Genomic DNA, 26,770 nt, shown 5'->3' with positions numbered 1-26,770 from the left:
GGGAAGGATTCGAACCTTCGAAGTCGATGACGGCAGATTTACAGTCTGCTCCCTTTGGCCGCTCGGGAACCCCACCAGGGGTAATTCAAATTTCGAGGTAATGCTTGAGATGGTGGTGGGGGAAGGATTCGAACCTTCGAAGTCGATGACGGCAGATTTACAGTCTGCTCCCTTTGGCCGCTCGGGAACCCCACCACGGGGTAATGCTTTTTACTGGCCTGCTCCCTTATCGGGAAGCGGGGCGCATCATATCAAATGACGCGCCGCTGTAAAGTGTTACGTTGAGAAAAATGAACTGGTTGCGTAATTTTCATCCGTAACGGATTAAAGGTAACCAGTTATTTTTGCTGGCGATTAAAGAATAATCGTCCGATTACCGTAAACAAAGACGCGCTGCGCCAGTACTTTGTAAAGCGCACGACTTAAGACGTTTTTCTCGACGTCACGACCTGCGCGCATCATATCTTCAGCTGTGTAGGTATGATCGACATGAATAACGTCCTGCATGATGATTGGGCCTTCGTCCAGATTGTCATTCACATAGTGAGCGGTTGCGCCAATAATCTTCACGCCACGTTCATAGGCCTGGTGATAAGGACGTGCGCCGATAAACGCTGGCAGGAATGAATGGTGAATATTGATGATCTTATTCGGGAAGCGTGCCACAAATTCCGGCGTTAATACCCGCATATACTTCGCCAGCACCACGTAGTCAGGTTGATAAGCATCAATGGCGTCCGCCATCTTTTGATCGTGCTCGTTGCGGCTTAACCCTTCATGGCTTACCAGCTCAAACGGAATATCAAAACGCTCAACCAGAGAACGTAAAGTATCGTGGTTACCAATAACTGCCGCGATTTCGACATCCAGGCCGCCGTAATTGGCTTTCATCAACAAATCGCCAAGGCAATGAGCCTCTTTAGTGACCAGAATCACTATCCGGCGACGACCGGCAGGATTCAGCTCACGCACGGAGCCTTCTGGCAATGCGCTATCGAGATCCGCCAGCAGGGTGGAATCATTAAAAATCCCTTCAAGTTCCGTGCGCATAAAAAAGCGCCCGGTACGGTGATCAACAAATTCATTGTTCTGTACGATATTTAACTCGTGCTTGTAGCAAATATTGGTAATACGTGCGATCAGACCTTTTTGGTCCGGACAAATAGTACGCAGAACTTTACGTTGGAGTGAATGCATTGCTGGAAAAACCTTGTTGAGAGTGTTTGCTAAACCGTACCGTCAACCATTATTGGCCGCAGCACTTTTTAAATTTTTTACCTGAACCACAAGGGCAGGGATCGTTGCGGCCAAACTGCGGACGTGTACCGTCAATATAGTACCATTGACCGTTTTCTTTCAAAAATCGCGAACGTTCAATTATTGCACCTGTTTTGCCACCTTCGGTAAATCGAGCAACAAAACTGACAAATCCGATATTGTCGACGTCCTGCCAACAATGTTCAAATACGGTTAATCCCAACCATTCAGTATGCGCAAATCCGGCAATCAATTCGGCACGTAACGCCGCTGCTCCACAAGATGGATGCCAGGTCTTTATTAAATAATCTGCGTCTTGCATCACAAAAGCGCAGTAACGCGAACGCATGAGATGTTCTGGATCAGGTGCAACCTTTTCACCAGACACATAAGGGTGGCAACATAGGCTATACTCGACAGCACTACCACAGGGACAAAGCTGAGACACAAATAATCTCCCTGGAAACAATAACGGCGTATTAACCGCCTGAGTAGCACTATGTTAACCGAGCAGTAGCGATGTGGCTACGATTGCATTCCAGGGGAATCTTGCGGGAATAATGAGAAAGATAAAAATAGGGCTGGCGCTGGGATCTGGCGCGGCGAGAGGTTGGTCGCATATTGGCGTTATTAATGCGCTAAAAAAAGTGGGTATTGAAATTGATATCGTTGCAGGATGTTCAATTGGTTCGCTGGTGGGCGCGGCCTATGCATGCGATCGATTATCTGCGCTGGAAGATTGGGTAACCTCTTTCAGTTATTGGGATGTTTTACGCCTGATGGATCTCTCCTGGCAGCGCGGTGGGTTACTGCGCGGCGAGCGTGTCTTCAATCAATACCGCGAAATAATGCCGGAAACAGAGATCGAAAATTGTTCCCGTCGCTTCGCGGCTGTTGCCACCAATTTAAGTACTGGGCGTGAATTATGGTTTACTGAAGGCGATCTCCATCTTGCTATTCGCGCATCATGCAGTATTCCAGGACTAATGGCACCCGTTGCGCATAACGGCTACTGGCTGGTTGATGGGGCAGTCGTTAACCCAATTCCTATTTCGCTCACGCGTGCATTGGGTGCTGATATTGTGATAGCGGTCGACCTGCAGCACGATGCTCATTTGATGCAACAAGATTTGCTCTCCTTTAATGTCAGTGAAGAAAATAGCGAGAATGGTGATTCTCTGCCGTGGCATGCGCGTCTGAAAGAAAGGTTAGGCAGCATAACGACACGTCGGGCGGTGACAGCACCAACGGCAACAGAGATTATGACCACTTCTATCCAGGTGCTGGAGAACCGCCTTAAAAGGAACCGCATGGCAGGTGATCCGCCCGATATTCTGATTCAACCTGTTTGCCCGCAAATATCTACGCTTGATTTCCATCGCGCGCACGCTGCCATTGCGGCCGGGCAGCTGGCAGTGGAAAAGAAAATGGACGAACTTTTGCCGTTGGTACGCACCAACATTTGACCAGAATTTTTATCTACACTTAAGTTAATTCTGACAGGCGCAGGTGGCAATAGCATGCCACTATTGAGTAAAGCCAGTCAGGGGAGAGAACATGACGCAGCCATTGGTCGGAAAACAGATTCTCATTGTTGAAGATGAGCAGGTATTTCGCTCGCTTCTGGATTCGTGGTTTTCCTCATTGGGAGCGACAACGGTACTGGCGGCTGATGGGGTGGATGCCCTTGAGTTGCTGGGAGGTTTCACTCCAGACCTGATGATATGTGATATCGCGATGCCACGAATGAACGGGCTTAAACTACTGGAGCATATACGTAACAGAGGCGACCAGACCCCAGTTCTGGTGATATCTGCCACTGAAAATATGGCAGATATTGCCAAAGCGTTACGTCTGGGCGTTGAAGATGTTTTGCTGAAACCAGTTAAAGATCTGAATCGCTTGCGCGAGATGGTTTTTGCCTGTCTCTATCCCAGCATGTTTAATTCGCGCGTTGAGGAAGAGGAAAGGCTTTTTCGCGACTGGGATGCAATGGTTGATAACCCTGCCGCAGCAGCGAAATTATTACAGGAACTACAACCGCCGGTTCAGCAGGTGATTTCCCATTGCCGGGTTAATTACCGTCAATTGGTTGCCGCGGACAAACCCGGCCTGGTGCTTGATATTGCCGCACTTTCGGAAAACGATCTGGCATTTTATTGCCTTGATGTAACCCGAGCTGGACATAATGGCGTACTTGCTGCCTTGTTATTACGCGCATTGTTTAACGGATTATTACAGGAACAGCTTGCACACCAAAATCAACGGTTGCCAGAGTTGGGCGCGTTATTGAAGCAGGTAAACCATTTACTCCGTCAGGCCAATCTGCCGGGGCAGTTTCCGCTATTAGTTGGCTATTATCATCGCGAACTGAAAAATCTCATTCTGGTTTCTGCGGGTCTGAATGCGACGTTAAATACCGGCGAACACCAGGTGCAAATCAGTAATGGTGTTCCGTTAGGCACTTTAGGTAACGCTTATTTGAATCAATTGAGCCAGCGATGCGATGCCTGGCAATGCCAAATATGGGGAACCGGTGGTCGGCTGCGCTTGATGTTGTCTGCAGAATGAGCAAACGATAACGCGGGCTAAATTTGCATTACCAGCTAATGTCGGCTGGTGGTACTATCGTCGCCATTCGTATAAGTAATTGTCTTAATTATGCTAACTCGCATCCTTTTCAGAACTTAGCCCCTCTGGGGTGCTGATATACTGGGATGCGATACAGAAATATGAACACGTTCAAAACACGAACAGTCCAGGAGAATTTAAATGGCTGCCATTAATACGAAAGTCAAAAAAGCCGTTATCCCCGTTGCGGGATTAGGAACCAGGATGTTGCCGGCGACGAAAGCCATCCCGAAAGAGATGCTGCCACTTGTCGATAAGCCATTAATTCAATACGTCGTGAATGAATGTATTGCGGCTGGCATTACTGAAATTGTGCTGGTTACACACTCATCTAAAAACTCTATTGAAAACCACTTTGATACCAGTTTTGAACTGGAAGCAATGCTGGAAAAACGTGTAAAACGTCAACTGCTTGATGAAGTGCAGTCTATTTGTCCGCCGCACGTAACTATTATGCAAGTTCGTCAGGGGCTGGCGAAAGGCCTGGGACACGCGGTATTGTGTGCTCACCCGGTAGTGGGTGATGAACCTGTGGCTGTTATTTTGCCTGACGTTATTCTGGATGAATATGAATCCGATTTGTCACAGGATAACCTGGCAGAGATGATCCGCCGCTTCGATGAAACGGGTCATAGCCAGATCATGGTTGAACCGGTTGCTGATGTGACCGCATATGGCGTTGTGGATTGCAAAGGCGTTGAATTAGCGCCGGGTGAAAGCGTACCGATGGTTGGCGTGGTTGAAAAACCAAAAGCGGATGTTGCGCCGTCTAATCTCGCTATTGTGGGTCGTTACGTACTTAGCGCGGATATTTGGCCGTTGCTGGCAAAAACCCCTCCGGGAGCTGGTGATGAAATTCAGCTCACCGACGCAATTGATATGCTGATCGAAAAAGAAACGGTTGAAGCCTATCATATGAAAGGGAAGAGCCATGACTGCGGTAATAAATTAGGTTACATGCAGGCCTTCGTTGAATACGGTATTCGTCATAACACCCTTGGCACGGAATTTAAAGCCTGGCTTGAAGAAGAGATGGGCATTAAGAAGTAACATCCGTATCGGTGTTATCCACGAAACGGCGTTGAGCAATCGACGCCGTTTTTTTATAGCTTATTCTTATTAAATTGTCTTAAACCGGACAATAAAAAATCCCGCCGATGGCGGGATTTTAAGCAAGTGCAATCTACAAAAGATTATTGCTTGATCAGGAAATCGTCGAGGGATTTACCTTGCTCATCCATTGCTTTTTTGATTACAGCTGGAGTACGGCCCTGACCAGTCCAGGTTTTAGTTTCGCCGTTTTCGTCAACGTAGCTATATTTTGCCGGACGCTGAGCACGTTTAGCTTTGGTGCCAGATTTAACGGCGGCAAGGCTATTCAGCAGTTCGTTCGGGTCAATACCGTCAGCGATCAGCATTTCGCGATATTGCTGCAGTTTACGAGTGCGCTCTTCAACTTCAGCAGCAGCCGCGCTTTCTTCTTCGCGACGTTCGTTAACAACAACTTCTAATTTTTCCAGCATTTCTTCCAGCGTTTCAAGTGTACATTCTCTTGCCTGCGCACGAAGAGTACGGATGTTGTTCAGAATTTTAAGTGCTTCGCTCATTGTAGTAATCTCAAACTTATATTGGGGGGGGTTGTTGAGGTAATAATAGAGCCTTAAATTCAGTTGTGCAATAGCCAGGAATGTAAGGAATTCAACATTGTTCTTTATTTTGTGCCGCCAATAAATATCTTTTCATAAAATTAGCCAGAAAAGACGCGGCATATAGCCCTATTTGTACCGATGATTTCGCAGCTCGTGAGGTTAAAACTTCCTGATTCATGTCACATTTTATGGGGAGATTATCGTAGGCTGACGACCTTTCAGTCTTCTGTATTAGTCGTGTTTACGAGAATTCCCTATTAAGCGAATGATGAAAAGTAGAACAGTCGCAATAAGAGCAGGGACTTAGTATTGCACTATCTCCTGGAGGTCAACAGAGGGCTATTACTTGCGCAACAGGTTAAAGATTGTGAATAGTTACCAGCAGTCATTTACCCGCTTATAACAAGCGAGGCAGTTGTAATGATAGCTCAGAAGGATTATGCAAGGCTTCGTAAGGGAGAACGCATATACCACTTCTGTGCATACTGTTGAGCTGAAAAACTGACGAATTATGATAAACTCCAGCCAACTTTATTTCATATCATTGAGGGCCTGTGGCTGATGGCACAGCTATATTTCTACTATTCCGCAATGAATGCGGGTAAGTCTACAGCATTGTTGCAATCTTCATACAATTACCAGGAACGCGGCATGCGCACTGTCGTATATACGGCAGAAATTGATGATCGCTTTGGTGCCGGGAAAGTCAGTTCGCGTATAGGTTTGTCATCGCCTGCAAAATTATTTAACCAAAATTCATCATTATTTGATGAGATTCGTGCGGAACATGAACAGCAGGCAATTCATTGCGTACTGGTTGATGAATGCCAGTTTTTAACCAGACAACAAGTATATGAATTATCGGAGGTTGTAGATCAACTCGATATACCCGTACTTTGTTATGGTTTACGTACCGATTTTCGAGGTGAATTATTTATTGGTAGCCAATACTTACTGGCATGGTCCGACAAACTGGTTGAATTAAAAACCATCTGTTTTTGTGGCCGTAAAGCAAGCATGGTGCTGCGTCTTGATCAAACAGGCAGACCTTATAACGAAGGTGAGCAGGTGGTTATTGGTGGTAATGAACGCTACGTTTCTGTATGCCGTAAACACTATAAAGAGGCGTTAGAAGTCGGCTCATTAACGGCTATTCAGGAAAGGCATCGCCACGATTAATAAGAATTTCTTTACTGACAGGGTGAGCAGGGCGTTTTTATCCTGTCAGTTCGTTTTACGCACTTCTTCTGGGTTATACACCCTTCGCGGTAGTTTTTAACGCCGCTATACGCCTCACAGAGCGCTTAAGCACCGACGTTGACTAATGACCTGTAAAGTACAATATCGCTGTGTGTAGGCGTTATACATCGCTGCAATTATGATGAAGGCTAATGCTGTCGGTTCATGGAATAGTTGCTTTAGGAAAACAAAAAAACGGCCCCAGAAGGGGCCGTTTATGTTGCCAGACAGCGTTACTGATTAAGCGGATTTTTTCGCTTTTTTCTCAGCTTTAGCCGGAGCAGCTTCTTTCTTCGCTGCAGTTTCGCCTTCTACATAATCACGACCGTAGTAGGTATCCAGCAGAATCTGTTTCAGCTCGGAGATCAGCGGGTAACGCGGGTTAGCGCCAGTGCACTGGTCATCGAATGCATCTTCAGACAGTTTATCCACGTTCGCCAGGAAGTCTGCTTCCTGAACGCCAGCTTCACGGATAGATTTCGGAATACCCAGTTCAGCCTTCAGCGTTTCCAGCCATGCCAGCAGTTTCTCGATCTTAGCAGCAGTACGGTCGCCCGGTGCGCTCAGACCCAGGTGGTCGGCAATTTCAGCATAACGACGGCGAGCCTGCGGACGGTCATACTGGCTGAATGCAGTCTGCTTGGTCGGGTTGTCGTTCGCATTGTAGCGAATAACGTTACAAATCAGCAGGGCGTTTGCCAGACCGTGCGGAATATGGAACTGGGAACCCAGTTTGTGCGCCATTGAGTGACATACACCCAGGAAGGCGTTCGCAAACGCGATACCCGCGATAGTCGCTGCACTGTGAACACGTTCACGCGCTACCGGATTTTTAGACCCTTCGTGGTAGGACGCTGGCAGATATTCTTTCAGCAGTTTCAGTGCCTGCAGAGCCTGACCATCAGAGAACTCAGATGCCAGTACAGAAACATAAGCTTCCATGGCGTGAGTTACTGCGTCCAGACCACCGAAAGCACACAGGGACTTCGGCATGTCCATAACCAGGTTGGCGTCGACAATCGCCATATCCGGGGTCAGCGCATAGTCCGCCAGCGGGTATTTCTGACCAGTAGCGTCGTCAGTTACAACCGCAAACGGAGTGACTTCAGAACCTGTACCAGAAGTGGTGGTGACAGCAATCATTTTCGCTTTCACGCCCATTTTCGGGAACTTGTAGATACGTTTACGGATATCCATAAAGCGCAGCGCCAGCTCTTCGAAGTGAGTTTCCGGATGTTCGTACATAACCCACATGATCTTCGCGGCGTCCATCGGGGAACCACCACCCAGCGCGATAATCACGTCTGGTTTGAAGGAGTTTGCCAGTTCTGCACCTTTACGAACGATGCTCAGGGTCGGGTCAGCTTCTACTTCGAAGAAGACTTCAGTTTCAACGCCTGCTGCTTTCAGTACGGAAGTGATCTGATCAGCATAACCATTGTTGAACAGGAAGCGGTCAGTCACGATGAGCGCACGTTTGTGGCCATCAGTAATCACTTCATCCAGCGCGATTGGCAGGGAGCCACGGCGGAAGTAGATAGATTTCGGAAGTTTGTGCCACAACATGTTTTCAGCTCGCTTAGCAACGGTTTTCTTGTTGATCAGGTGTTTCGGACCAACGTTTTCAGAGATGGAGTTACCACCCCAGGAACCACAACCCAGAGTCAGGGAAGGTGCGAGTTTGAAGTTATACAGGTCACCGATACCACCCTGAGAAGCCGGGGTGTTAATCAGGATACGAGCCGTTTTCATTTTCTGACCGAAGTAAGAAACGCGAGCCGGTTGGTTATCCTGGTCAGTGTACAGGCAAGAGGTATGACCGATACCACCCATAGCAACCAGTTTCTCTGCTTTTTCTACCGCGTCTTCGAAATCTTTAGCGCGGTACATTGCCAGAGTCGGGGACAGTTTTTCATGTGCGAACGGTTCGCTTTCATCAACAACGGTCACTTCACCGATCAGAATCTTGGTGTTTTCTGGTACAGAGAAGCCTGCCAGTTCAGCAATTTTATAGGCTGGCTGACCAACGATAGCCGCGTTCAGCGCACCGTTTTTCAGGATAACGTCCTGAACAGCTTTCAGCTCTTTACCCTGCAACAGATAGCCGCCGTGGGTTGCGAAACGTTCACGTACTGCGTCATAAACAGAGTCAACAACAACAACAGACTGTTCAGAAGCACAGATTACGCCGTTGTCGAAGGTTTTGGACATCAGTACAGATGCAACTGCACGTTTGATATCAGCAGTTTCATCGATAACAACCGGAGTGTTACCCGCGCCTACGCCGATAGCTGGTTTACCGGAGCTGTATGCGGCTTTAACCATGCCCGGACCACCAGTTGCGAGGATCAGGTTGATGTCTGGGTGGTGCATCAGTGCGTTAGACAGTTCAACAGAAGGTTGATCGATCCAGCCGATCAGATCTTTCGGAGCACCGGCAGCGATAGCAGCCTGCAGAACGATATCAGCCGCTTTGTTGGTGGCATCTTTTGCACGCGGGTGCGGGGAGAAGATAATGGCGTTACGGGTCTTCAGACTGATCAGCGATTTGAAGATAGCAGTTGAAGTCGGGTTAGTGGTCGGAACGATACCGCAAATAATACCGATTGGTTCAGCGATAGTGATGGTACCAAAAGTGTCGTCTTCAGACAGAACACCACAGGTTTTTTCATCTTTATAGGCGTTGTAGATATATTCAGAAGCAAAGTGGTTTTTGATCACTTTATCTTCGACGATACCCATGCCGGATTCGGCAACGGCCATTTTCGCGAGTGGGATTCGAGCATCTGCAGCAGCCAGAGCGGCGGCGCGGAAGATTTTGTCTACTTGCTCTTGAGTGAAACTGGCATATTCACGCTGGGCTTTTTTTACACGCTCTACGAGTGCGTTAAGTTCAGCGACATTAGTAACAGCCATAATGCTCTCCTGATAATGTTAAACTTTTTTAGTAAATCATCTGCTCGAATACGAGAGTATAGTCAGTGCGGTGATGATTTGCTTAACCGATGAAAATCAAAAGCTTACTCGCGCTCACACTCACTGTGATTTACTAAAAGAGTTTAAACATTAGAGTTATTATCTCTAATGCGTCACTTCCAGGTGGCGTAAGCAAGATTACTCACTTCTGGGTACTGATTACGTGATCCAAATCAAATTTTTGCAAAGCTGACACCTTTCAGCATCGCTTTTCGCCATTATAGCTAACAGTTAATAAATTGTAGTATGATTTGGTGGCTACATTAGCATGTTTTGCACAACTAGATAACAATAACGAATGATAGCAATTTTAAGTAGTTAGGAGGTGAAAAATGCTGTCAAAAGGCGTATTGTCAGCGCGTCTTTTCAACCTTATTTATGGCTAACATTATCCGGCTTTTGCTTCGGAGCTAACCGTGATTCAGACCCTTTTTGATTTTCCCGTTTACTTCAAATTTTTCATCGGGTTATTTGCGCTGGTCAACCCGGTAGGGATTATTCCCGTCTTTATCAGCATGACCAGTTATCAGACAGCGGCAGCGCGAAACAAAACTAACCTTACAGCCAACCTGTCTGTGGCCATTATCTTGTGGATCTCGCTTTTTCTCGGCGACACGATTCTACAACTTTTTGGTATATCAATTGATTCGTTCCGTATCGCCGGGGGTATCCTGGTGGTGACAATAGCGATGTCGATGATCAGCGGCAAGCTTGGCGAGGATAAACAGAACAAGCAAGAAAAATCAGAAACCGCGGTACGTGAAAGCATTGGTGTGGTGCCACTGGCGTTGCCGTTGATGGCGGGGCCAGGGGCGATCAGTTCTACCATCGTCTGGGGTACGCGTTATCACAGCATTAGCTATCTGTTTGGTTTCTTTGTGGCTATTGCATTGTTCGCTTTATGTTGTTGGGGATTGTTCCGCATGGCACCGTGGCTGGTACGGGTTTTACGCCAGACCGGCATCAACGTGATTACGCGTATTATGGGGCTATTGCTGATGGCATTGGGGATTGAATTTATCGTTACTGGTATTAAGGGGATTTTCCCCGGCCTGCTTAATTAATTCCTTTCAAATGAAACGGAGCTGCCATGCTCCGTTTACTTCGTCATTATTTTTACTTTGTTCCCGCGCAGTTATCAAAAGCAAAAGGAATAGGTAAAAATATTCTTCTCAAATTACAGTTAGTTATAAGGATTTCCTTAACTGCTTCTCCTCACCATCATGTTATTTTCGCCACATCATAATCCTGGGCTTGCTGAAGAATAATTGAAATGATATTAGTAATTCCACTGCCTTTGGTAGAGGAAAGTGCTAAATAATAATCAATTGTTAAATTATTGTGCATTTCACTGCAGGAACTGTAATCAGAAAAGATAGACATGCTTAACCAATCTCTATTTGATTGAATTTAAAGATGTTTGTTAAGACATGGAAGCAAGCTATAGATTCTGATACGGTCAATAAAAGAGAATTGCTTAACAATTTTGCAAAATGTATTGGCGAGTAAGAAGCGCATTTGGTACTTTCCGGGCAACCGCCAGGCGATTCTTTATTGGTAATGAGAATAATTAACAATTAAAGAGCGTCGCGAAAGAATAATGTGTCTCGACAGGGGAGACACAGTACGAATCGACATAAGGTGATCGTCTGAATCACCAGAATAAATAAAGTCGGTGATAGCAATCCGTAACGATAAAGTAACCTGACAGCAGAAAGTCTCCGAGCCTGTGCAGGGTCCCATTCCGGGATTACACATGCTGGTTAATACCAGTAATTATAATGAGGGAGTCCAAAAAACAATGACCAACATCACCAAGAGAAGTTTAGTAGCAGCTGGCGTTCTGGCTGCGCTAATGGCAGGGAATGTAGCGCTGGCAGCTGATGTACCCGCAGGCGTCACACTGGCGGAAAAACAAACGCTGGTACGTAACAATGGTTCAGAAGTTCAGTCATTAGATCCGCACAAAATTGAAGGTGTTCCGGAGTCTAATATCAGCCGAGACCTGTTTGAAGGCTTACTGGTCAGCGATCTTGACGGCCATCCGGCACCTGGCGTCGCTGAATCCTGGGATAATAAAGACGCGAAAGTCTGGACCTTCCATTTGCGTAAAGATGCGAAATGGTCTGATGGCACGCCAGTCACAGCACAAGACTTTGTGTATAGCTGGCAACGTTCTGTTGATCCGAACACCGCTTCTCCGTATGCCAGTTATCTGCAATATGGGCATATCGCTGGTATTGATGAAATTCTTGAAGGGAAAAAACCGATTACCGATCTCGGCGTGAAAGCTATTGATGATCACACATTAGAAGTCACCTTAAGTGAACCCGTTCCGTACTTCTATAAATTACTTGTTCACCCATCAACTTCACCGGTGCCAAAAGCCGCTATCGAGAAATTCGGCGAAAAATGGACCCAGCCTGGTAATATCGTCACCAACGGTGCCTATACCTTAAAAGATTGGGTCGTAAACGAACGAATCGTTCTTGAACGCAGCCCGACCTACTGGAACAACGCGAAAACCATTATTAACCAGGTAACCTATTTGCCTATTGCTTCTGAAGTTACCGATGTCAACCGCTACCGTAGTGGTGAAATCGACATGACGTATAACAATATGCCGATCGAATTGTTCCAGAAGCTGAAAAAAGAGATCCCGGACGAAGTTCACGTTGATCCATACCTGTGCACTTACTATTACGAAATTAACAACCAGAAACCGCCATTCAACGATGTGCGTGTGCGTACCGCACTGAAACTAGGTATGGACCGCGATATCATTGTTAATAAAGTGAAAGCGCAGGGCGACATGCCCGCCTATGGTTACACTCCACCGTATACTGATGGCGCAAAATTGACTCAGCCGGAATGGTTTGGCTGGAGCCAGGAAAAACGTAACGAAGAAGCAAAAAAACTGCTGGCTGAAGCGGGTTATACCGCAGACAAACCGTTGACCATCAACCTGTTGTATAACACCTCCGATCTGCATAAAAAGCTGGCGATTGCTGCCTCTTCATTGTGGAAGAAAAACATTGGTGTAAACGTCAAACTGGTTAACCAGGAGTGGAAAACGTTCCTCGACACCCGTCACCAGGGTACTTTTGATGTGGCCCGTGCAGGCTGGTGTGCTGACTACAACGAACCAACTTCCTTCCTGAACACCATGCTTTCGAACAGCTCGATGAATACCGCGCATTATAAGAGCCCGGCCTTTGACAGCATTATGGCGGAAACGCTGAAAGTGACTGACGAGGCGCAGCGCACAGCTCTGTACACTAAAGCAGAACAACAGCTGGATAAGGATTCGGCCATTGTTCCTGTTTATTACTACGTGAATGCGCGTCTGGTGAAACCGTGGGTTGGTGGCTATACCGGCAAAGATCCGCTGGATAATACCTACACCCGAAATATGTACATTGTGAAGCACTAATGGCAATACGTGGGGCAGGAGTGTCCTGCTCCACGGTGTCTGATTTTTATCGCATTACAGAAGGCACAGGCCAGAAGGTAGGGCAATGTTAAAATTTATTCTACGTCGCTGTCTGGAAGCGATTCCGACGCTATTTATTCTTATTACTATTTCGTTCTTTATGATGCGCCTCGCGCCGGGAAGCCCTTTTACCGGCGAACGTACTTTACCGCCGGAAGTAATGGCCAATATCGAAGCGAAATATCATCTTAATGATCCGATCATGACACAGTATTTCAGCTACCTGAAACAACTGGCGCATGGCGATTTCGGTCCATCGTTTAAATATAAAGATTATTCGGTCAATGACCTGGTTGCATCCAGTTTTCCCGTTTCTGCCAAACTGGGAGCCGCAGCATTTTTCCTTGCGGTAATACTGGGTGTTAGTGCTGGCGTTATTGCCGCATTAAAACAAAACACCAAATGGGACTATACCGTGATGGGGCTGGCAATGACCGGGGTTGTTATCCCCAGTTTTGTGGTTGCGCCATTATTAGTCATGATATTTGCGATCATTTTGCATTGGCTGCCGGGCGGTGGCTGGAATGGTGGGGCGCTTAAATTCATGATATTGCCGATGGTGGCGTTGTCACTCGCCTATATCGCCAGTATTGCGCGTATTACCCGTGGCTCTATGATTGAAGTATTACACTCCAACTTTATTCGTACTGCCCGGGCGAAAGGGTTACCTATGCGGCGGATCATTTTACGCCACGCATTAAAACCTGCTCTGTTACCCGTGCTCTCCTATATGGGCCCCGCATTTGTCGGCATTATTACCGGTTCTATGGTTATCGAAACCATTTATGGTTTGCCGGGGATTGGGCAACTGTTCGTTAATGGCGCATTGAACCGTGACTATTCCTTAGTGTTAAGCCTGACCATCCTGGTTGGTGCGTTAACCATTTTGTTTAATGCCATTGTCGATGTGCTATATGCGGTTATCGACCCGAAAATCCGTTACTGATACTGGAGCTCGCGATGATGTTAAGTAAGAAAAACAGCGAGACGCTGGAAAATTTCAGTGAAAAGCTGGAGGTCGAAGGGCGCAGCTTGTGGCAGGACGCACGTCGACGTTTTATGCATAACCGTGCGGCGGTTGCAAGTCTGATAGTGCTGGTGCTGATCGCGTTATTTGTAATCCTGGCACCGATGCTTTCGCAGTTTGCCTATGACGATACTGACTGGGCGATGATGTCCAGCGCCCCGGATATGGAGTCCGGTCACTACTTTGGTACTGACTCATCCGGTCGCGACCTGCTTGTGCGCGTTGCGATTGGCGGGCGTATCTCACTCATGGTCGGTGTTGCTGCGGCACTGGTGGCAGTGGTCGTGGGGACACTTTACGGTTCGCTTTCCGGTTATCTGGGCGGTAAAGTGGATTCGGTAATGATGCGTCTGCTGGAAATCCTCAACTCCTTCCCATTCATGTTCTTCGTCATTTTGCTGGTGACCTTTTTCGGCCAAAACATCCTGCTGATTTTCGTGGCGATTGGCATGGTTTCCTGGCTGGATATGGCTCGTATTGTGCGTGGGCAAACCCTGAGTCTGAAGCGCAAAGAGTTTATTGAGGCGGCACAAGTTGGCGGTGTATCGACGTCGGGCATTGTTATTCGCCACATTGTGCCGAACGTACTCGGTGTGGTGGTGGTCTACGCATCGCTACTGGTGCCCAGCATGATCCTCTTTGAATCTTTCCTTAGCTTCCTGGGGTTGGGTACGCAAGAGCCGTTAAGCAGCTGGGGGGCATTGCTGAGTGATGGCGCGAACTCGATGGAAGTCTCTCCATGGTTACTGTTGTTCCCAGCGGGATTCCTCGTGGTGACGCTGTTTTGTTTCAACTTTATCGGCGATGGCTTGCGTGATGCCCTCGACCCGAAAGATCGTTAAGGAGTGCAGCCATGAGCGTAATTGAAACTGCAACTGTGCCGCTCGCACAACAACAGGCTGACGCACTGCTGAACGTGAAAGATTTGCGTGTCACCTTTAGTACCCCGGACGGCGACGTCACGGCGGTCAATGATTTAAATTTTTCCCTACGTGCCGGAGAAACGCTGGGCATTGTAGGTGAGTCTGGTTCGGGTAAATCGCAAACTGCATTTGCGTTGATGGGCCTGTTGGCTGCCAACGGACGCATTGGCGGATCGGCAACCTTCAATGGGCGTGAAATCCTCAATTTGCCAGAGCGTGAACTCAATAAACTGCGCGCTGAACAAATCTCAATGATTTTTCAGGACCCAATGACTTCGTTGAATCCCTATATGCGCGTCGGTGAGCAGTTGATGGAAGTGCTGATGCTGCATAAGAACATGAGCAAAGCTGAGGCGTTTGAAGAGTCGGTGCGGATGCTCGATGCGGTAAAAATGCCGGAAGCGCGTAAACGCATGAAAATGTACCCGCACGAATTTTCTGGCGGCATGCGTCAGCGAGTCATGATTGCGATGGCATTGCTATGTCGGCCTAAGCTGCTGATTGCGGATGAACCCACTACTGCGCTGGACGTCACCGTACAGGCGCAGATCATGACGCTATTAAATGAACTGAAGCGGGAATTTAATACCGCCATCATTATGATCACCCACGATCTTGGCGTGGTGGCGGGGATCTGCGACAAAGTGCTGGTAATGTACGCCGGGCGCACGATGGAATATGGCAACGCGCGCGATGTCTTTTATCAACCCGTTCATCCTTATTCTATCGGTTTGCTCAACGCGGTGCCTCGTCTCGATGCGGAAGGTGAAACAATGTTGACTATTCCGGGTAATCCGCCAAACCTGCTGCGATTACCGAAAGGTTGCCCGTTCCAGCCACGTTGTCCGCATGCGATGGAAATTTGTAGTAGCGCACCGCCGCTGGAAGAGTTTACGCCTGGCCGTCTGCGTGCTTGCTTTAAACCGGTGGAGGAACTGTTATGAATGCTGTAACCGAAGGAAGAAAAGTCCTCCTCGAAATCGCCGATCTGAAAGTGCACTTTGAAATCAAAGATGGCAAACAGTGGTTCTGGCAACCGCCGAAAACTCTCAAAGCCGTAGATGGTGTAACTCTTCGCCTGTATGAAGGGGAAACATTAGGTGTGGTAGGGGAATCGGGATGCGGTAAGTCCACCTTTGCTCGCGCCATCATTGGCCTGGTTAAAGCGACCGACGGTCATGTTGCCTGGTTAGGTAAAGAGTTGCTGGGCATGAAACCCGATGAATGGCGTGCCGTTCGCAGTGATATTCAGATGATTTTCCAAGATCCGTTGGCATCGCTAAACCCGCGTATGACCATCGGCGAGATCATCGCTGAACCACTGCGTACCTATCATCCGAAAATGTCACGCCAGGAAGTTCGCGAGCGCGTGAAGGCGATGATGCTGAAAGTCGGGTTATTGCCTAACCTGATTAACCGCTATCCGCATGAGTTCTCTGGTGGGCAGTGCCAGCGTATCGGGATTGCGCGTGCTCTTATTCTTGAACCGAAGCTGATTATCTGTGATGAGCCGGTGTCGGCGCTGGACGTGTCAATTCAGGCACAGGTGGTCAACCTGCTCCAGCAATTGCAACGTGAGATGGGATTGTCATTAATTTTTATCGCTCATGACCTGGCCGTGGTAAAACACATTTCCGATCGTGTGTTGGTGATGTATCTCGGCCATGCGGTAGAACTGGGGACCTATGATGAGGTCTACCACAATCCACTACATCCTTACACCAGGGCATTGATGTCGGCAGTCCCCATACCTGATCCGGATCTGGAGAAGAACAAAACCATCCAGTTACTGGAAGGGGAATTGCCGTCGCCGATCAACCCGCCTTCCGGTTGTGTTTTCCGTACCCGTTGCCCGATTGCCGGTCCGGAGTGCGCCAAAACACGTCCTGTTCTGGAGGGGAGTTTCAGACACGCCGTTTCTTGCCTGAAAGTCGATCCGCTTTAAAAACAATAAGGGCTGACAGTTGTCAGCCCTTTTTCACGCCGAAAGTGATTATTTATTCCCGCCAGATGATATGGCAAAGTTTGTGATCTTTTTCGCGGCATAACAGAATGCGGGCGAAAACATCGTTGATTTCACCATCTTCACTGTCCGCCAGACCAATCACCACTTCGGCAAAAAAGTCTGGGTTCAAATCGAAATCAACATGTTCCTGCCAGTCTTCCGCCGGATCGAATAACTCCGCGCCGCCGCGCTCTTCAAACTGAAGATTGAACAGCAGAACATCAGCTGGATCGAGATTGTCGGCAGCCAGTTCGAGAAAAATATCGTAGGCCTGCTCAAGCGTTTCATCTTCAGTCAGGCGATTGTTTAGATCCATATCCATAGTCACTACCTGTTTAACCTCTGTTGGCGACGTTTTACAGCAACGGGCTGAAGAAGTAAAACAGTCGCTCGGCGACACGTTGCCATAATGGACGTTTTAGCCATAAACGGGCATCGAGCAGACGTGAACGCGAAATATAATCGTCCTGAACGGCGGCAAGGTCTGCACCAAAACCTTTATCGTCGATTGCCAGGGTAATCTCGAAATTCAGCCACAGACTACGCATATCAAGGTTAACGGTGCCAACCAGACTTAGTTCGCCATCGACCAGCACGCTCTTGGTATGCAGTAACCCGCCTTCAAACTGATAAATTTTAACCCCAGCAGCAAGCAGTTCCGTAAAGAATGCGCGACTGGCCCAGCCGACCAGCATCGAGTCATTTTTTCGCGGAAGGATAATACTGACATCCACCCCGCGCTGCGCCGCCGTGCAAATCGCATGAAGTAAATCATCGCTTGGCACAAAGTAGGGCGTTGTCATGATCAAATATTCACGCGCCGAATAAGCCGCAGTCAATAATGCCTGGTGAATGAGATCTTCCGGAAAGCCGGGGCCAGAAGCAATTGTGTGAATGGTGTGACCGCTGGCCTGCTCAAACGGCATAATATTGACATCAGGTGGTGGCGGTAGAATACGTTTCCCTGTTTCAATCTCCCAGTCGCAGGAATAAATAATCCCCATCGCGGTGGCGATGGGGCCTTCCATACGCGCCATCAGATCAATCCATTGCCCTACGCCCGCATCTTGTTTGAAGTAGCGAGGGTCGACCATATTCATGCTGCCGGTGTACGCGATGTAATTATCGATCATGATCATCTTGCGATGTTGGCGCAGGTCCATACGGCGTAAAAACACACGCATCAGATTGACCTTTAAGGCTTCGACCACTTCAATACCGGCATTACGCATTAGCTCGGGCCACGGGCTGCGGAAAAAAGCTACACTCCCGGCGGAGTCGAGCATCAATCGGCAATGAATACCACGCCGTGCAGCCGCCATTAATGATTCAGCCACCTGGTCCGCCATGCCGCCGGGCTGCCAGATATAAAACACCATCTCAATATTATGGCGCGCGAGCTGGATGTCGCGGATTAACGCCTGCATCACATCATCTGACTCGGTCATCAGTTGTAGCTGATTCCCTTTGACCCCAGCGATCCCCTGACGACGCTCGCAAAGCTTGAATAATGGCGCAGCGACACTGCTATTTTCTTCGGCGAAGATATGCTTACAGGCTTTAAGGTCGTTAAGCCATTTTGCGGTGGAAGGCCACATCGCTCTGGCGCGCTCAGCGCGGCGTTTGCCTAAATGGAGCTCGCCAACGGCAAGATAGGCAATAATTCCGACTAACGGCAGAATGTAAATAATCAACAGCCAGGCCATCGCGGAGGGAACTGCGCGTCGTTTCATTAGAATGCGTAAAGTTACGCCTGCAATGAGCAACCAGTATCCCAGAATGGCCAACCAACTCACCAACGTATAAACGGTTGTCATAGATTAGAAATCCTTTTGAAAGCGCATTGTTATGAGTTTACGCATATGGATTCATCTGGCAAATAAAAACGCGGGAAAAGCACTGGTCAGCGTCGGGGGCGGGAGTATAATGACCATTCTGTTATTGCATAGAGTAGTTAACATGAAGCGGAGTAGAACGGAAGTGGGGCGCTGGCGCATGCAGCGTCAGGCTAGCCGACGTAAATCGCGTTGGCTTGAGGGGCAGTCGCGCCGAAATATGCGTATCCACAGCATCAGGAAGTGCATTCTAAACAAACAGCGTAACTCGTTATTGTTTGCGATCTACAATATCTAAATGTTCTGGGCACCATTGCGGTGCCCAATAAGTTTACTCTTCCGTCTTTAAACTCTATTTTTGCGCCGATTCTTTACTGTCAGCTTTCGTTTCTTGTTCATCGTTATCGCTGAAAATACCATGACCTGAGTTCAACAACATTGAAACGAGCATATCATTATTAATCTCTTCACCATTTAAAACTCGCGCCAGAATTTCGCTGCCAAACAGTTGCGGTGAGAGAATGATATCCGGATGTACCATCTTAATCTTATTCAGGTTTTTGCTATCACTGACGGCGAGAACTGTTTTGACATCACTGCTCATATCTTTTGCCGAGAGTACAACAAACGCGTTATCTGCATCGTTATCACTCAGCGCCAGAATGGCCCGGCAACGATCGATTCCCGCTTTCTTTAATACTGAACTGTCATTACTGTCACCGGGGATAACATCAGCGTTATCGCCTAAGCGTTGCTCAAGTTGCTTGATATCATCTTCAGGCAAGTTGCTGATAACCGTTACGTTTTGTCCGCGTTGATTCAGTTGCAGGATCGTATTGATGGCGAGAATCGAATGTCCGCAAACAATAAAATGATCTTTACGATGCATTGTATGATTGTTTCCTTTTACAAGTTTGTTGAATCCCCCGCGGATAAGCGGACCAAAAATTGAGGTCATAGATGTGGCAAAAACGGTAATGCCGGAAATAATGACCGAAATAGTGAACAATCGTGCTGATTCAGAAACAGGGACAATATCTCCATAGCCGACGGTTGACATGGTTTCTATCGAAAAATAGAACGCGGTCATCAAACTTTCTATTCGCGGATTAAAACCTTCGCTTAAATAAAGCGCACCGTAGGTTGAGTAAAACAGTAATGTCGTGAAACTAATAAATGCGAAAATTGTCCCGGCTGCGGCGCTACTGTGGGAGAAGTCTTTGCGCAGTATCAGCAAAAACACCAGCGTAAAAATGCAAAATCCAATACTAAATTTCAGCCAGGGATAAAAATGCAGGGTGTAAATTAGCGCTATCAGCAACAAAATGATACTGATTGCCCATGCGAGCTTTGCCCGGAACAGTAAGCCAATGGAGTTCAGGACAAGAAAGACGCCGAGCATAAATAGTGGGGCGTTTGCCAGCAAGGAGAGATCCAACTCTGAAAATGCTTTGATATGGAAAATATCAAGCAAATTTACCGACATACCATAGATTGTTTTAAAAATAAGCAACCCATTTAAAAAGACGGCCAGCGCGAGAATGTCGTGCCGTAGGGTCACCCATAAATTTGTTGCTGTTTGTTTGAATGTAGCCCAGTGACTCACTGATACCTCTGTAACCACAATTTTGTTTAATTATCTTAGCGTGCACATTTTCTGAACATACATGCAGCGCGTGAATGTGTTAAACAATAGTAGATGACTTTATCCGCAGTAATCAAAGGTTTTGAGCGAGCAACTGTACCTCAGGAAAGGTCATTTTTCCTGAATATGCTCACATCATATAAAGAAATACAGATAAAGTTATTATCTGCTTGTGGTGGTGAATGCACTGACCGGCTATAAGGAAAGGCCAAACAAGAACACGGTTGCAAAAACCGTGCCCTTAAATATTGAATCTCTATTCAGAACACTTTCTTAAATGGTTTCACTGAAACGTGTTCATAGACACCTGCCGCTACGTACGGGTCAGCATCGGCCCAGGCCTGAGCTGCTTCCAGCGATTCAAATTCAGCAATAACGGTTGAGCCAGTAAATCCCGCAGCCCCTGGATCGTTACTGTCTACCGCTGGCATTGGACCAGCTGTCAACAAACGACCTTCATCATGCAGTAACTGTAAACGTGCTAAATGTGCCGGACGAACGGAAAGGCGTTTTTCGAGGCTATCAGCTTTGTCTTGAGCGTAAATAACATACAACACGGGCACAACTCCTTGTTCGGGAAAGTTGTAAAGTACGTTATTTGAAAGGGCGAAGATCTGCAACGGAAAGATGATGTCTTTGTTAAGACCATGCATAAAGTAAGGTCAATTACGCCAAAAATGACATTTTCACTGATCCTGATCGTCTTGCCTTATTGAATATGATTGCTATTTGCATTTAAAATCGAGGCCTGGTTTTTCTACTGAAATGATTATGGCTTCAATGACCTTTGATTTACCTCGCCGCTTCCCCTGGCCGACGTTACTTTCGGTCTGCATTCATGGTGCTGTTGTGGCGGGTCTGCTCTATACCTCGGTACATCAGGTTATTGAACTACCTGCGCCTGCGCAGCCGATTTCTGTCACGATGGTTGCGCCTGCTGATCTCGAACCGCCACAAGCCGTTCAGCCGCCACCGGAGCCGGTGGTAGAGCCAGAACCGGAACCTGAGCCGATCCCCGAACCGCCAAAAGAAGCACCGGTGGTCATTGAAAAGCCGAAGCCGAAACCTAAGCCAAAACCGAAGCCGGTGAAAAAGGTACAGGAGCAGCCAAAACGCGATGTCAAACCCGTAGAGTCGCGTCCGGCATCACCGTTTGAAAATACGGCACCGGCACGCCCGACATCAAGTACAGCAACGGCTGCAACCAGCAAGCCGGTTACCAGTGTGGCTTCAGGACCACGCGCATTAAGCCGTAATCAGCCGCAGTATCCGGCACGAGCACAGGCATTGCGCATTGAAGGGCAGGTTAAAGTTAAATTTGATGTCACGCCGGATGGTCGCGTGGATAACGTACAAATCCTCTCAGCCAAGCCTGCGAACATGTTTGAGCGTGAGGTGAAAAATGCGATGCGCAGATGGCGTTATGAGCCGGGTAAGCCAGGCAGTGGGATTGTGGTGAACATCCTGTTTAAAATTAACGGCACCACCGAAATTCAGTAAGCATAAAGTCAAAAGCCTCCGACCGGAGGCTTTTGATTATTACTCAACAGGTAAGGCGCGAGGTTTTCCTTCAGGATCAACCGCGACATACTTAAATAATGCTTCTGTCGCTTTATAGCGTTGCCCGATTGGTTCAGACGCTACTTTTTTCACCCACACTTCAATATTAATGCTGACCGATGTCGTCCCTTTCTGGACACAGCGTGCATAGCAGCACACCACATCGCCGACCGCAACCGGCCGTAAGAAAGTCATTCCTTCAACCCGCACAGTCACTACGCGACCGTGGGCAATTTCTTTTGCCAGAATAGCGCCGCCAATATCCATTTGTGACATTAACCAACCACCAAAGATGTCACCATTGGCATTGGTATCGGCGGGCATGGCTAAAGTACGTAAAACAAGATCGCCCTGAGGGACGTTATGTGTTGTAGACATGGTAAAACCGACTTAAAAGGAAAATCACAGGCGCGATGCTACTATGATTTTCCTGAGGAGAACAGAGGAGATACAGCGCCAGCCCCGAAGGACTGGCAGTCTGGTTAGGATTTATCTTCCTGCGGCATGTGGCGGTAGATATAGATACCGCTTAACAATGTGAAGATTAAGGTAAGGGCGGTCAGGCCAAAGACTTTAAAGTTGACCCAAATATTTTGCGGCAGCCAGAATGCGATGTAGATGTTTGCCAGACCGCAAAGGATAAAGAAAACAGCCCAGGCCAGATTCAGCTTCGACCATACCGGTTGCGGTAGCGTGAGTTCTTTACCCAGCATCCGCTGAATTAGCGGCTTTTCCATCACCCATTGGCTGACTAACAGGGCTCCCGCAAACAGAGCATAAATGACTGTAACCTTCCATTTAATAAACTCATCATTGTGGAAGAACAGCGTCAAGCCACCGAAGACGACCACCAGAACAAAAGTGATCAGGGCCATCTTCTCAACCTTACGAAAGCGAACCCAGCTATAGATAAGCACAATCGCCGTGGCGACGATCAGCGCCGCAGTAGCCGCATAGATGTCATAAATCTTGTAAAACGCGAAAAAGACAACCAGCGGTAAAAAATCAAGAAACTGCTTCATTTTACGATTCCGTAATCAAATGCTTAAGGTTATTGGCGAATCAACATATACAGACGGAACAGATAGATGAGCAATACGGCTGAAATCAGGTTGCTCAAGGTGTTCGCCAGTACGGCACCAATTTCCGGGGTTAATGCGGCAAAAGAAGAGGCAAAAAGCAGCAACAGTGTTTTTGCCAGCAACCAGCTCAGTACTGCGGGTGCCACCAGACGCATATTCGCCCAAGTCAGCCGCATACTGCTACGCATCGAGGCAAAAATGCCCATTTTGTCCTGTACCAACATCACCGGTGCCAGGGCCAGTAAAATGGCCATGATAATTCCCGGAACGACCACTAGCATGATGCCAATCTGTACTAAAAGGGTAGTCAGAAAAATCAGAATAAATAACTTGGGCAATATCGGCGCACTGGCACCAATAGCTCGCAGCGCACTGACTCTCTGACCCGCAGACACCAGCTGGATAATTAATATTACGCCTCCGGCGAGAATGGCGTTACCGATTAATCCTGAAAAAGTGGACGCCGCTGAAGCCTGCAGCAAAATTTGTTGCTGTTCCGGTGACATATTCTGAACCAGGTCGAACAACCCACTACTGCCGCTAACGGGCACGCCGTCATTGAGCTGCGCAAGCTGTGCATCACTGGGTGAGAAAACATGCCCTAACACCACTGTGATAAACGCACATAGCAACGATACCAACAGAATGGTCATAAATTGATTACGGAAGAAATTTCCGGTGTCACGGTATACGGACTGCGCCGTGATAGACATGCACTCTCCTTGAGTTTTATGCAGGTGTTAATTAGCGGGCAATTGTACCCTGGTTAAGCCTCGGGTGGCAGCATCAGGTCTTGTATGGAAAAGCATATCTTTGTAAAGCGGAGGTAATTGCTGGCCTTCAGGCGTGGGCAAACCGCGGCAAGTGGCGAACGAGTTAATATTTGCGTAGCGAAAATATTTAAAAATTGATTTAAATCACGTTAACCAGGATTCTCAATGCAACTTCTAAATTAATCCAGATCAATAAAGGGTGAATTATCATATGTAATGTGATCTATGTAGGATCATTTGTTACTCCAATGTAGGTATATTCGTCACGTTTTTATAACCATAACGACGGAGCGGATATGAAAAAGTTAACAGTGGCGGCTTTGGCAGTAACAACTCTTCTCTCTGGCAGTGCCTTTGCGCATGAAGCAGGCGAATTTTTTATGCGTGCAGGTTCTGCAACCGTACGTCCAACAGAAGGTGCTGGTGGTACGTTAGGAAGTCTGGGTGGATTCAGCGTAACCAATAACACTCAACTGGGCCTGACGTTTACTTATATGGCGACCGACAACATTGGTGTGGAATTACTGGCAGCGACGCCGTTCCGCCATAAAATCGGCACCCGGGCGACCGGCGATATTGCAACCGTTCATCATCTGCCGCCAACACTGATGGCGCAGTGGTATTTTGGTGATGCCAGCAGCAAATTCCGTCCTTATGTTGGGGCAGGTATTAACTACACCACCTTCTTTGATAATGGATTTAACGATCATGGCAAAGAGGCGGGGCTTTCCGATCTCAGTCTGAAAGATTCCTGGGGAGCTGCCGGGCAGGTGGGGGTTGATTATCTGATTAACCGTGACTGGTTGGTTAACATGTCAGTCTGGTACATGGATATCGATACCACCGCCAATTATAAACTGGGCGGTGCACAGCAACATGATAGCGTACGCCTCGATCCGTGGGTGTTTATGTTCTCAGCAGGATATCGTTTTTAATTCCGCACAAAAACGACCCCGTAATATACGGGGTCAATAAGGACATGGCATAAAGGGTATTATTTCTTCGCTTCTACGCCATCAGTTTCAGAGCGAATTAAAAATTTCTCAGTTGTTTGCGGAATATGCTGAATCAGCCAGTCGGCCATTTGCTTTTCCTCATTTAAAATCGCTTCGATGATCGGAACTGAGGCTGTATCACCGGCATTTTTTGCTGCTGCTAATAGTGAAGTATAACAGGCGATTTCAAATTGCTCGAAGACATACCCGCTAATAGAACCTTTGACTATTTCATCAGAAGGGAATATACCACCGATTGACTGCCCAAGCGCAGCCATTTTACTCATGGAATCTTTAATGACTGAACGTGAAATGTCATTACGGTCAAGAATAGTTTCCAGTTGAACAATCTGGTTTTTGGTTTCACTAAGATGTTGTTCAATACGAGCGCGTAGTTCAGGATAATTATCTATACGGCTGGCCATGGATTCAAGCATAGATTCGGCTTGCTTTTCCATTGCGTGGGCGTCACGTAACCAGTCATGATAATGTTCAATACGATTCATGAAAATGTCCTCTTTATAAAATGACTAAAAGTTAAAGTTCATATTTCAGGCTTTATTTTCGGCTTTCTTATTTACGTTATTAAGGGCCAGATCAGTCAGTTTGATGTCGGTGGCCTTTTCTTCTTCCAGGGTTTCTTTCAGAAGCTTCGCTGCTTTACGGTAACCTAATTGTTCAGCCAGCGTCGCTAATGTCCCGTAACTGGCAATCTCATAATGCTCGACTTTCTGTGCTGCGGCAATCAGTGCGGCATCACGCACTTCGTTTTTCTCGGTACTTTCGATGACCTCATTAGCTTCTTCAATAAGACCTTCCATTGCCACACATTTCATGCGCTTAATTTTCAGATTCGATTCTGATTCCACAACTTGATCAATACGTTCAATCTGTCCATGTGTTTCCTCGAGGTGCGCATGAAAAGCCTGACTTAATTTTTCGTTTGATGTTGCTCTTGCGAGTTTTGCCAGTGCCCGGGTTAATTGTTTTTCTGCGCTGTAGGTATCTGAAAGCAGGTGAATAAATACATCTTCAATGGTCTTCATATTCATATTTTTCTCCAGTGGAATCACTGCGAGCCATATGGCCCGCAGATGCAATTATCTTTATCAGCTGATATTAATAATTAACGGTGAATCAGGATTTACCTGATTTATTACCACTGTTTTGTTGACCGCCTTTTTTACCCGCTTCAGATGCGCGTTGCGGATCATTTTTAAAATTACCGCCGCTATGCTGACCGCCTTTACGGCCTGCGTCGGATGCCTTCTCACGGTCTTCGGCGAAATTTCCTGAACCACCACGATGTTCGGCCATGTTATTTCTCCCGTTGCGTTGCATTGTTTCATTAATATGAGTGTTGTGTGTCGACACTCATTAAAATTAGTCGCTAATGAGAATTAGTCAAATTAAGCGTGACGAGAAGAAAGTGGGAAAATATATTATGAGGAACGTTCTTGATATATTAACAATTGCCTGAGGAATAAGTGACTTAGAGAAAATTATTGATTTTACTGGTGTTATGTTGCGGGATTAATTTGTTTGATTATATTACTGTTGGGCGGAAAAATGACGTAAGTTGACGTTCGACAGGGGTAAGCGAAACGGTAAAAAGATAAATATTAAATGAATTTAGGATTTTTCCGGCTTCGTTAAAGAAAGTTAAAATGCCGCCAGCGG

Annotated in this window: 28 protein-coding genes, 1 tRNA gene and 1 pseudogene; 14 read left to right on the top strand and 16 right to left on the bottom strand. The window is 47.2% G+C overall.

Annotated features, from left to right (window positions below; all coding sequences use genetic code 11):
• Nucleotides 1–110 precede the first annotated feature (110 nt).
• From OQV04_RS13700 to OQV04_RS13690, 3 genes are all read right to left on the bottom strand, one after another.
• Nucleotides 111–195, bottom strand: a tRNA-Tyr gene (locus OQV04_RS13700).
• A gap of 159 nt (nucleotides 196–354) precedes the next feature.
• Complete coding sequence (gene purU / locus OQV04_RS13695; RefSeq protein ID WP_000555849.1) at nucleotides 355–1,197, bottom strand: formyltetrahydrofolate deformylase; 843 nt, start codon at nucleotides 1,195–1,197, stop codon at nucleotides 355–357.
• 49 nt (nucleotides 1,198–1,246) lie between these two features.
• Nucleotides 1,247–1,705 (bottom strand): YchJ family protein, encoded by a 459-nt coding sequence (locus OQV04_RS13690; RefSeq protein ID WP_021540927.1) that lies wholly within the window; start codon nucleotides 1,703–1,705, stop codon nucleotides 1,247–1,249.
• A 112-nt stretch (nucleotides 1,706–1,817) separates the two neighbouring features.
• Here OQV04_RS13690 and rssA point away from each other — a divergent pair, with 112 nt between their 5' ends.
• The 3 genes from rssA to galU all read left to right on the top strand — a co-directional run bounded on the left by rssA (nucleotide 1,818) and on the right by galU (nucleotide 4,938).
• On the top strand, nucleotides 1,818–2,723 hold the full coding sequence (rssA, locus tag OQV04_RS13685) for a patatin-like phospholipase RssA (protein WP_001226476.1): 906 nt from the start codon (nucleotides 1,818–1,820) through the stop codon (nucleotides 2,721–2,723).
• Between the two features lie 91 nt (nucleotides 2,724–2,814).
• Nucleotides 2,815–3,828, top strand: coding sequence for a two-component system response regulator RssB (rssB, locus tag OQV04_RS13680; RefSeq protein ID WP_000193447.1), 1,014 nt, complete (start codon nucleotides 2,815–2,817; stop codon nucleotides 3,826–3,828).
• Nucleotides 3,829–4,029: 201 nt separating this feature from the next.
• A complete protein-coding gene (gene galU, locus OQV04_RS13675) occupies nucleotides 4,030–4,938 on the top strand; it encodes a UTP--glucose-1-phosphate uridylyltransferase GalU (RefSeq protein WP_000718995.1) in 909 nt (302 codons plus the stop codon).
• 143 nt (nucleotides 4,939–5,081) lie between these two features.
• Here the strand turns inward: galU and hns are convergent, their stop codons facing one another.
• Nucleotides 5,082–5,495: a histone-like nucleoid-structuring protein H-NS gene (gene hns, locus OQV04_RS13670; protein ID WP_001287378.1), complete on the bottom strand. Its 414-nt coding sequence runs from the start codon at nucleotides 5,493–5,495 to the stop codon at nucleotides 5,082–5,084.
• Nucleotides 5,496–6,098: 603 nt separating this feature from the next.
• On the opposite strand from hns, the gene tdk reads away from it, so the two are divergent.
• On the top strand, nucleotides 6,099–6,716 hold the full coding sequence (gene tdk, locus OQV04_RS13665; RefSeq protein ID WP_032280776.1) for a thymidine kinase: 618 nt from the start codon (nucleotides 6,099–6,101) through the stop codon (nucleotides 6,714–6,716).
• A 300-nt stretch (nucleotides 6,717–7,016) separates the two neighbouring features.
• Here tdk and adhE read toward each other — a convergent pair whose 3' ends face one another.
• A complete protein-coding gene (adhE, locus tag OQV04_RS13660) occupies nucleotides 7,017–9,692 on the bottom strand; it encodes a bifunctional acetaldehyde-CoA/alcohol dehydrogenase (protein ID WP_000301651.1) in 2,676 nt (891 codons plus the stop codon).
• Between the two features lie 392 nt (nucleotides 9,693–10,084).
• Here adhE and ychE (OQV04_RS13655) point away from each other — a divergent pair, with 392 nt between their 5' ends.
• The 7 genes from ychE (OQV04_RS13655) (at nucleotide 10,085) to oppF (ending at nucleotide 17,140) form a co-directional block, all read left to right on the top strand.
• Complete coding sequence (ychE, locus tag OQV04_RS13655) at nucleotides 10,085–10,138, top strand: protein YchT (protein WP_211180492.1); 54 nt, start codon at nucleotides 10,085–10,087, stop codon at nucleotides 10,136–10,138.
• A gap of 30 nt (nucleotides 10,139–10,168) precedes the next feature.
• Entirely contained in the window at nucleotides 10,169–10,816 is a 648-nt protein-coding gene (gene ychE, locus OQV04_RS13650; protein ID WP_000616773.1) for an NAAT family transporter YchE, read from the top strand.
• Between the two features lie 737 nt (nucleotides 10,817–11,553).
• Complete coding sequence (gene oppA / locus OQV04_RS13645) at nucleotides 11,554–13,185, top strand: oligopeptide ABC transporter substrate-binding protein OppA (RefSeq protein ID WP_032280782.1); 1,632 nt, start codon at nucleotides 11,554–11,556, stop codon at nucleotides 13,183–13,185.
• An 85-nt stretch (nucleotides 13,186–13,270) separates the two neighbouring features.
• Nucleotides 13,271–14,191, top strand: a complete 921-nt coding sequence (gene oppB, locus OQV04_RS13640) for an oligopeptide ABC transporter permease OppB (RefSeq protein WP_000911112.1) — start codon at nucleotides 13,271–13,273, stop codon at nucleotides 14,189–14,191.
• Between the two features lie 14 nt (nucleotides 14,192–14,205).
• The gene (gene oppC, locus OQV04_RS13635) at nucleotides 14,206–15,114 is read left to right on the top strand and encodes an oligopeptide ABC transporter permease OppC (RefSeq protein ID WP_000979661.1); all 909 of its coding nucleotides are present in this window, start codon (nucleotides 14,206–14,208) and stop codon (nucleotides 15,112–15,114) included.
• Between the two features lie 11 nt (nucleotides 15,115–15,125).
• The gene (gene oppD / locus OQV04_RS13630) at nucleotides 15,126–16,139 is read left to right on the top strand and encodes a murein tripeptide/oligopeptide ABC transporter ATP-binding protein OppD (RefSeq protein WP_000110954.1); all 1,014 of its coding nucleotides are present in this window, start codon (nucleotides 15,126–15,128) and stop codon (nucleotides 16,137–16,139) included.
• The gene (gene oppF, locus OQV04_RS13625) at nucleotides 16,136–17,140 is read left to right on the top strand and encodes a murein tripeptide/oligopeptide ABC transporter ATP-binding protein OppF (protein ID WP_000994905.1); all 1,005 of its coding nucleotides are present in this window, start codon (nucleotides 16,136–16,138) and stop codon (nucleotides 17,138–17,140) included. Before oppD ends, oppF begins: the two co-directional genes overlap by 4 nt.
• A 52-nt stretch (nucleotides 17,141–17,192) precedes the next feature.
• Here the strand turns inward: oppF and OQV04_RS13620 are convergent, their stop codons facing one another.
• The gene (locus tag OQV04_RS13620) at nucleotides 17,193–17,522 is read right to left on the bottom strand and encodes an HI1450 family dsDNA-mimic protein (protein WP_000366959.1); all 330 of its coding nucleotides are present in this window, start codon (nucleotides 17,520–17,522) and stop codon (nucleotides 17,193–17,195) included.
• 34 nt (nucleotides 17,523–17,556) lie between these two features.
• The gene (gene cls, locus OQV04_RS13615; protein ID WP_000214516.1) at nucleotides 17,557–19,017 is read right to left on the bottom strand and encodes a cardiolipin synthase; all 1,461 of its coding nucleotides are present in this window, start codon (nucleotides 19,015–19,017) and stop codon (nucleotides 17,557–17,559) included.
• A 142-nt stretch (nucleotides 19,018–19,159) separates the two neighbouring features.
• On the opposite strand from cls, the gene OQV04_RS13610 reads away from it, so the two are divergent.
• A complete protein-coding gene (locus OQV04_RS13610; protein ID WP_001309467.1) occupies nucleotides 19,160–19,333 on the top strand; it encodes a YciY family protein in 174 nt (57 codons plus the stop codon).
• A 54-nt stretch (nucleotides 19,334–19,387) separates the two neighbouring features.
• On the opposite strand, the gene kch is transcribed toward OQV04_RS13610, so the two are convergent.
• Both kch and OQV04_RS13600 read right to left on the bottom strand, forming a co-directional pair.
• A complete protein-coding gene (gene kch, locus OQV04_RS13605) occupies nucleotides 19,388–20,641 on the bottom strand; it encodes a voltage-gated potassium channel protein (RefSeq protein ID WP_000020078.1) in 1,254 nt (417 codons plus the stop codon).
• A 299-nt stretch (nucleotides 20,642–20,940) separates the two neighbouring features.
• A complete protein-coding gene (locus OQV04_RS13600; RefSeq protein ID WP_000967595.1) occupies nucleotides 20,941–21,237 on the bottom strand; it encodes a YciI family protein in 297 nt (98 codons plus the stop codon).
• Between the two features lie 223 nt (nucleotides 21,238–21,460).
• On the opposite strand from OQV04_RS13600, the gene tonB reads away from it, so the two are divergent.
• A complete protein-coding gene (gene tonB / locus OQV04_RS13595; protein ID WP_001307740.1) occupies nucleotides 21,461–22,180 on the top strand; it encodes a TonB system transport protein TonB in 720 nt (239 codons plus the stop codon).
• A gap of 39 nt (nucleotides 22,181–22,219) precedes the next feature.
• Here tonB and yciA read toward each other — a convergent pair whose 3' ends face one another.
• The 4 genes and pseudogenes from yciA to OQV04_RS13575 form a co-directional block, all read right to left on the bottom strand.
• Nucleotides 22,220–22,618: an acyl-CoA thioester hydrolase YciA gene (gene yciA, locus OQV04_RS13590; protein WP_000108160.1), complete on the bottom strand. Its 399-nt coding sequence runs from the start codon at nucleotides 22,616–22,618 to the stop codon at nucleotides 22,220–22,222.
• 104 nt (nucleotides 22,619–22,722) lie between these two features.
• A complete protein-coding gene (locus OQV04_RS13585; RefSeq protein ID WP_032280779.1) occupies nucleotides 22,723–23,262 on the bottom strand; it encodes a septation protein A in 540 nt (179 codons plus the stop codon).
• 29 nt (nucleotides 23,263–23,291) lie between these two features.
• The gene (locus tag OQV04_RS13580) at nucleotides 23,292–24,035 is read right to left on the bottom strand and encodes a YciC family protein (RefSeq protein ID WP_000028541.1); all 744 of its coding nucleotides are present in this window, start codon (nucleotides 24,033–24,035) and stop codon (nucleotides 23,292–23,294) included.
• A 27-nt stretch (nucleotides 24,036–24,062) separates the two neighbouring features.
• Nucleotides 24,063–24,152, bottom strand: a pseudogene (locus OQV04_RS13575) (YkgJ family cysteine cluster protein); the annotation flags it as partial.
• A 239-nt stretch (nucleotides 24,153–24,391) separates the two neighbouring features.
• Here OQV04_RS13575 and ompW point away from each other — a divergent pair.
• The gene (gene ompW, locus OQV04_RS13570) at nucleotides 24,392–25,030 is read left to right on the top strand and encodes an outer membrane protein OmpW (protein WP_000737226.1); all 639 of its coding nucleotides are present in this window, start codon (nucleotides 24,392–24,394) and stop codon (nucleotides 25,028–25,030) included.
• Nucleotides 25,031–25,089: 59 nt separating this feature from the next.
• On the opposite strand, the gene OQV04_RS13565 is transcribed toward ompW, so the two are convergent.
• The 3 genes from OQV04_RS13565 to OQV04_RS13555 all read right to left on the bottom strand — a co-directional run bounded on the left by OQV04_RS13565 (nucleotide 25,090) and on the right by OQV04_RS13555 (nucleotide 26,407).
• Nucleotides 25,090–25,596, bottom strand: a complete 507-nt coding sequence (locus OQV04_RS13565; protein WP_032280895.1) for a ferritin-like domain-containing protein — start codon at nucleotides 25,594–25,596, stop codon at nucleotides 25,090–25,092.
• A gap of 45 nt (nucleotides 25,597–25,641) precedes the next feature.
• Nucleotides 25,642–26,142 carry a YciE/YciF ferroxidase family protein gene (locus OQV04_RS13560; RefSeq protein ID WP_001056491.1) on the bottom strand — a complete coding sequence of 167 codons (501 nt, stop codon included), beginning with the start codon at nucleotides 26,140–26,142 and terminating at the stop codon, nucleotides 25,642–25,644.
• 85 nt (nucleotides 26,143–26,227) lie between these two features.
• Nucleotides 26,228–26,407, bottom strand: coding sequence for a general stress protein (locus OQV04_RS13555; protein WP_021556734.1), 180 nt, complete (start codon nucleotides 26,405–26,407; stop codon nucleotides 26,228–26,230).
• Nucleotides 26,408–26,770: the final 363 nt, after the last annotated feature.

This window comes from Escherichia sp. Lx600-2 (assembly GCF_036662595.1).
Lineage (GTDB): Bacteria > Pseudomonadota > Gammaproteobacteria > Enterobacterales > Enterobacteriaceae > Escherichia > Escherichia coli.
The sequence above is the reverse complement of the archived record's forward strand: the minus strand, read 5'-3'. Positions and strand labels throughout refer to the sequence as shown.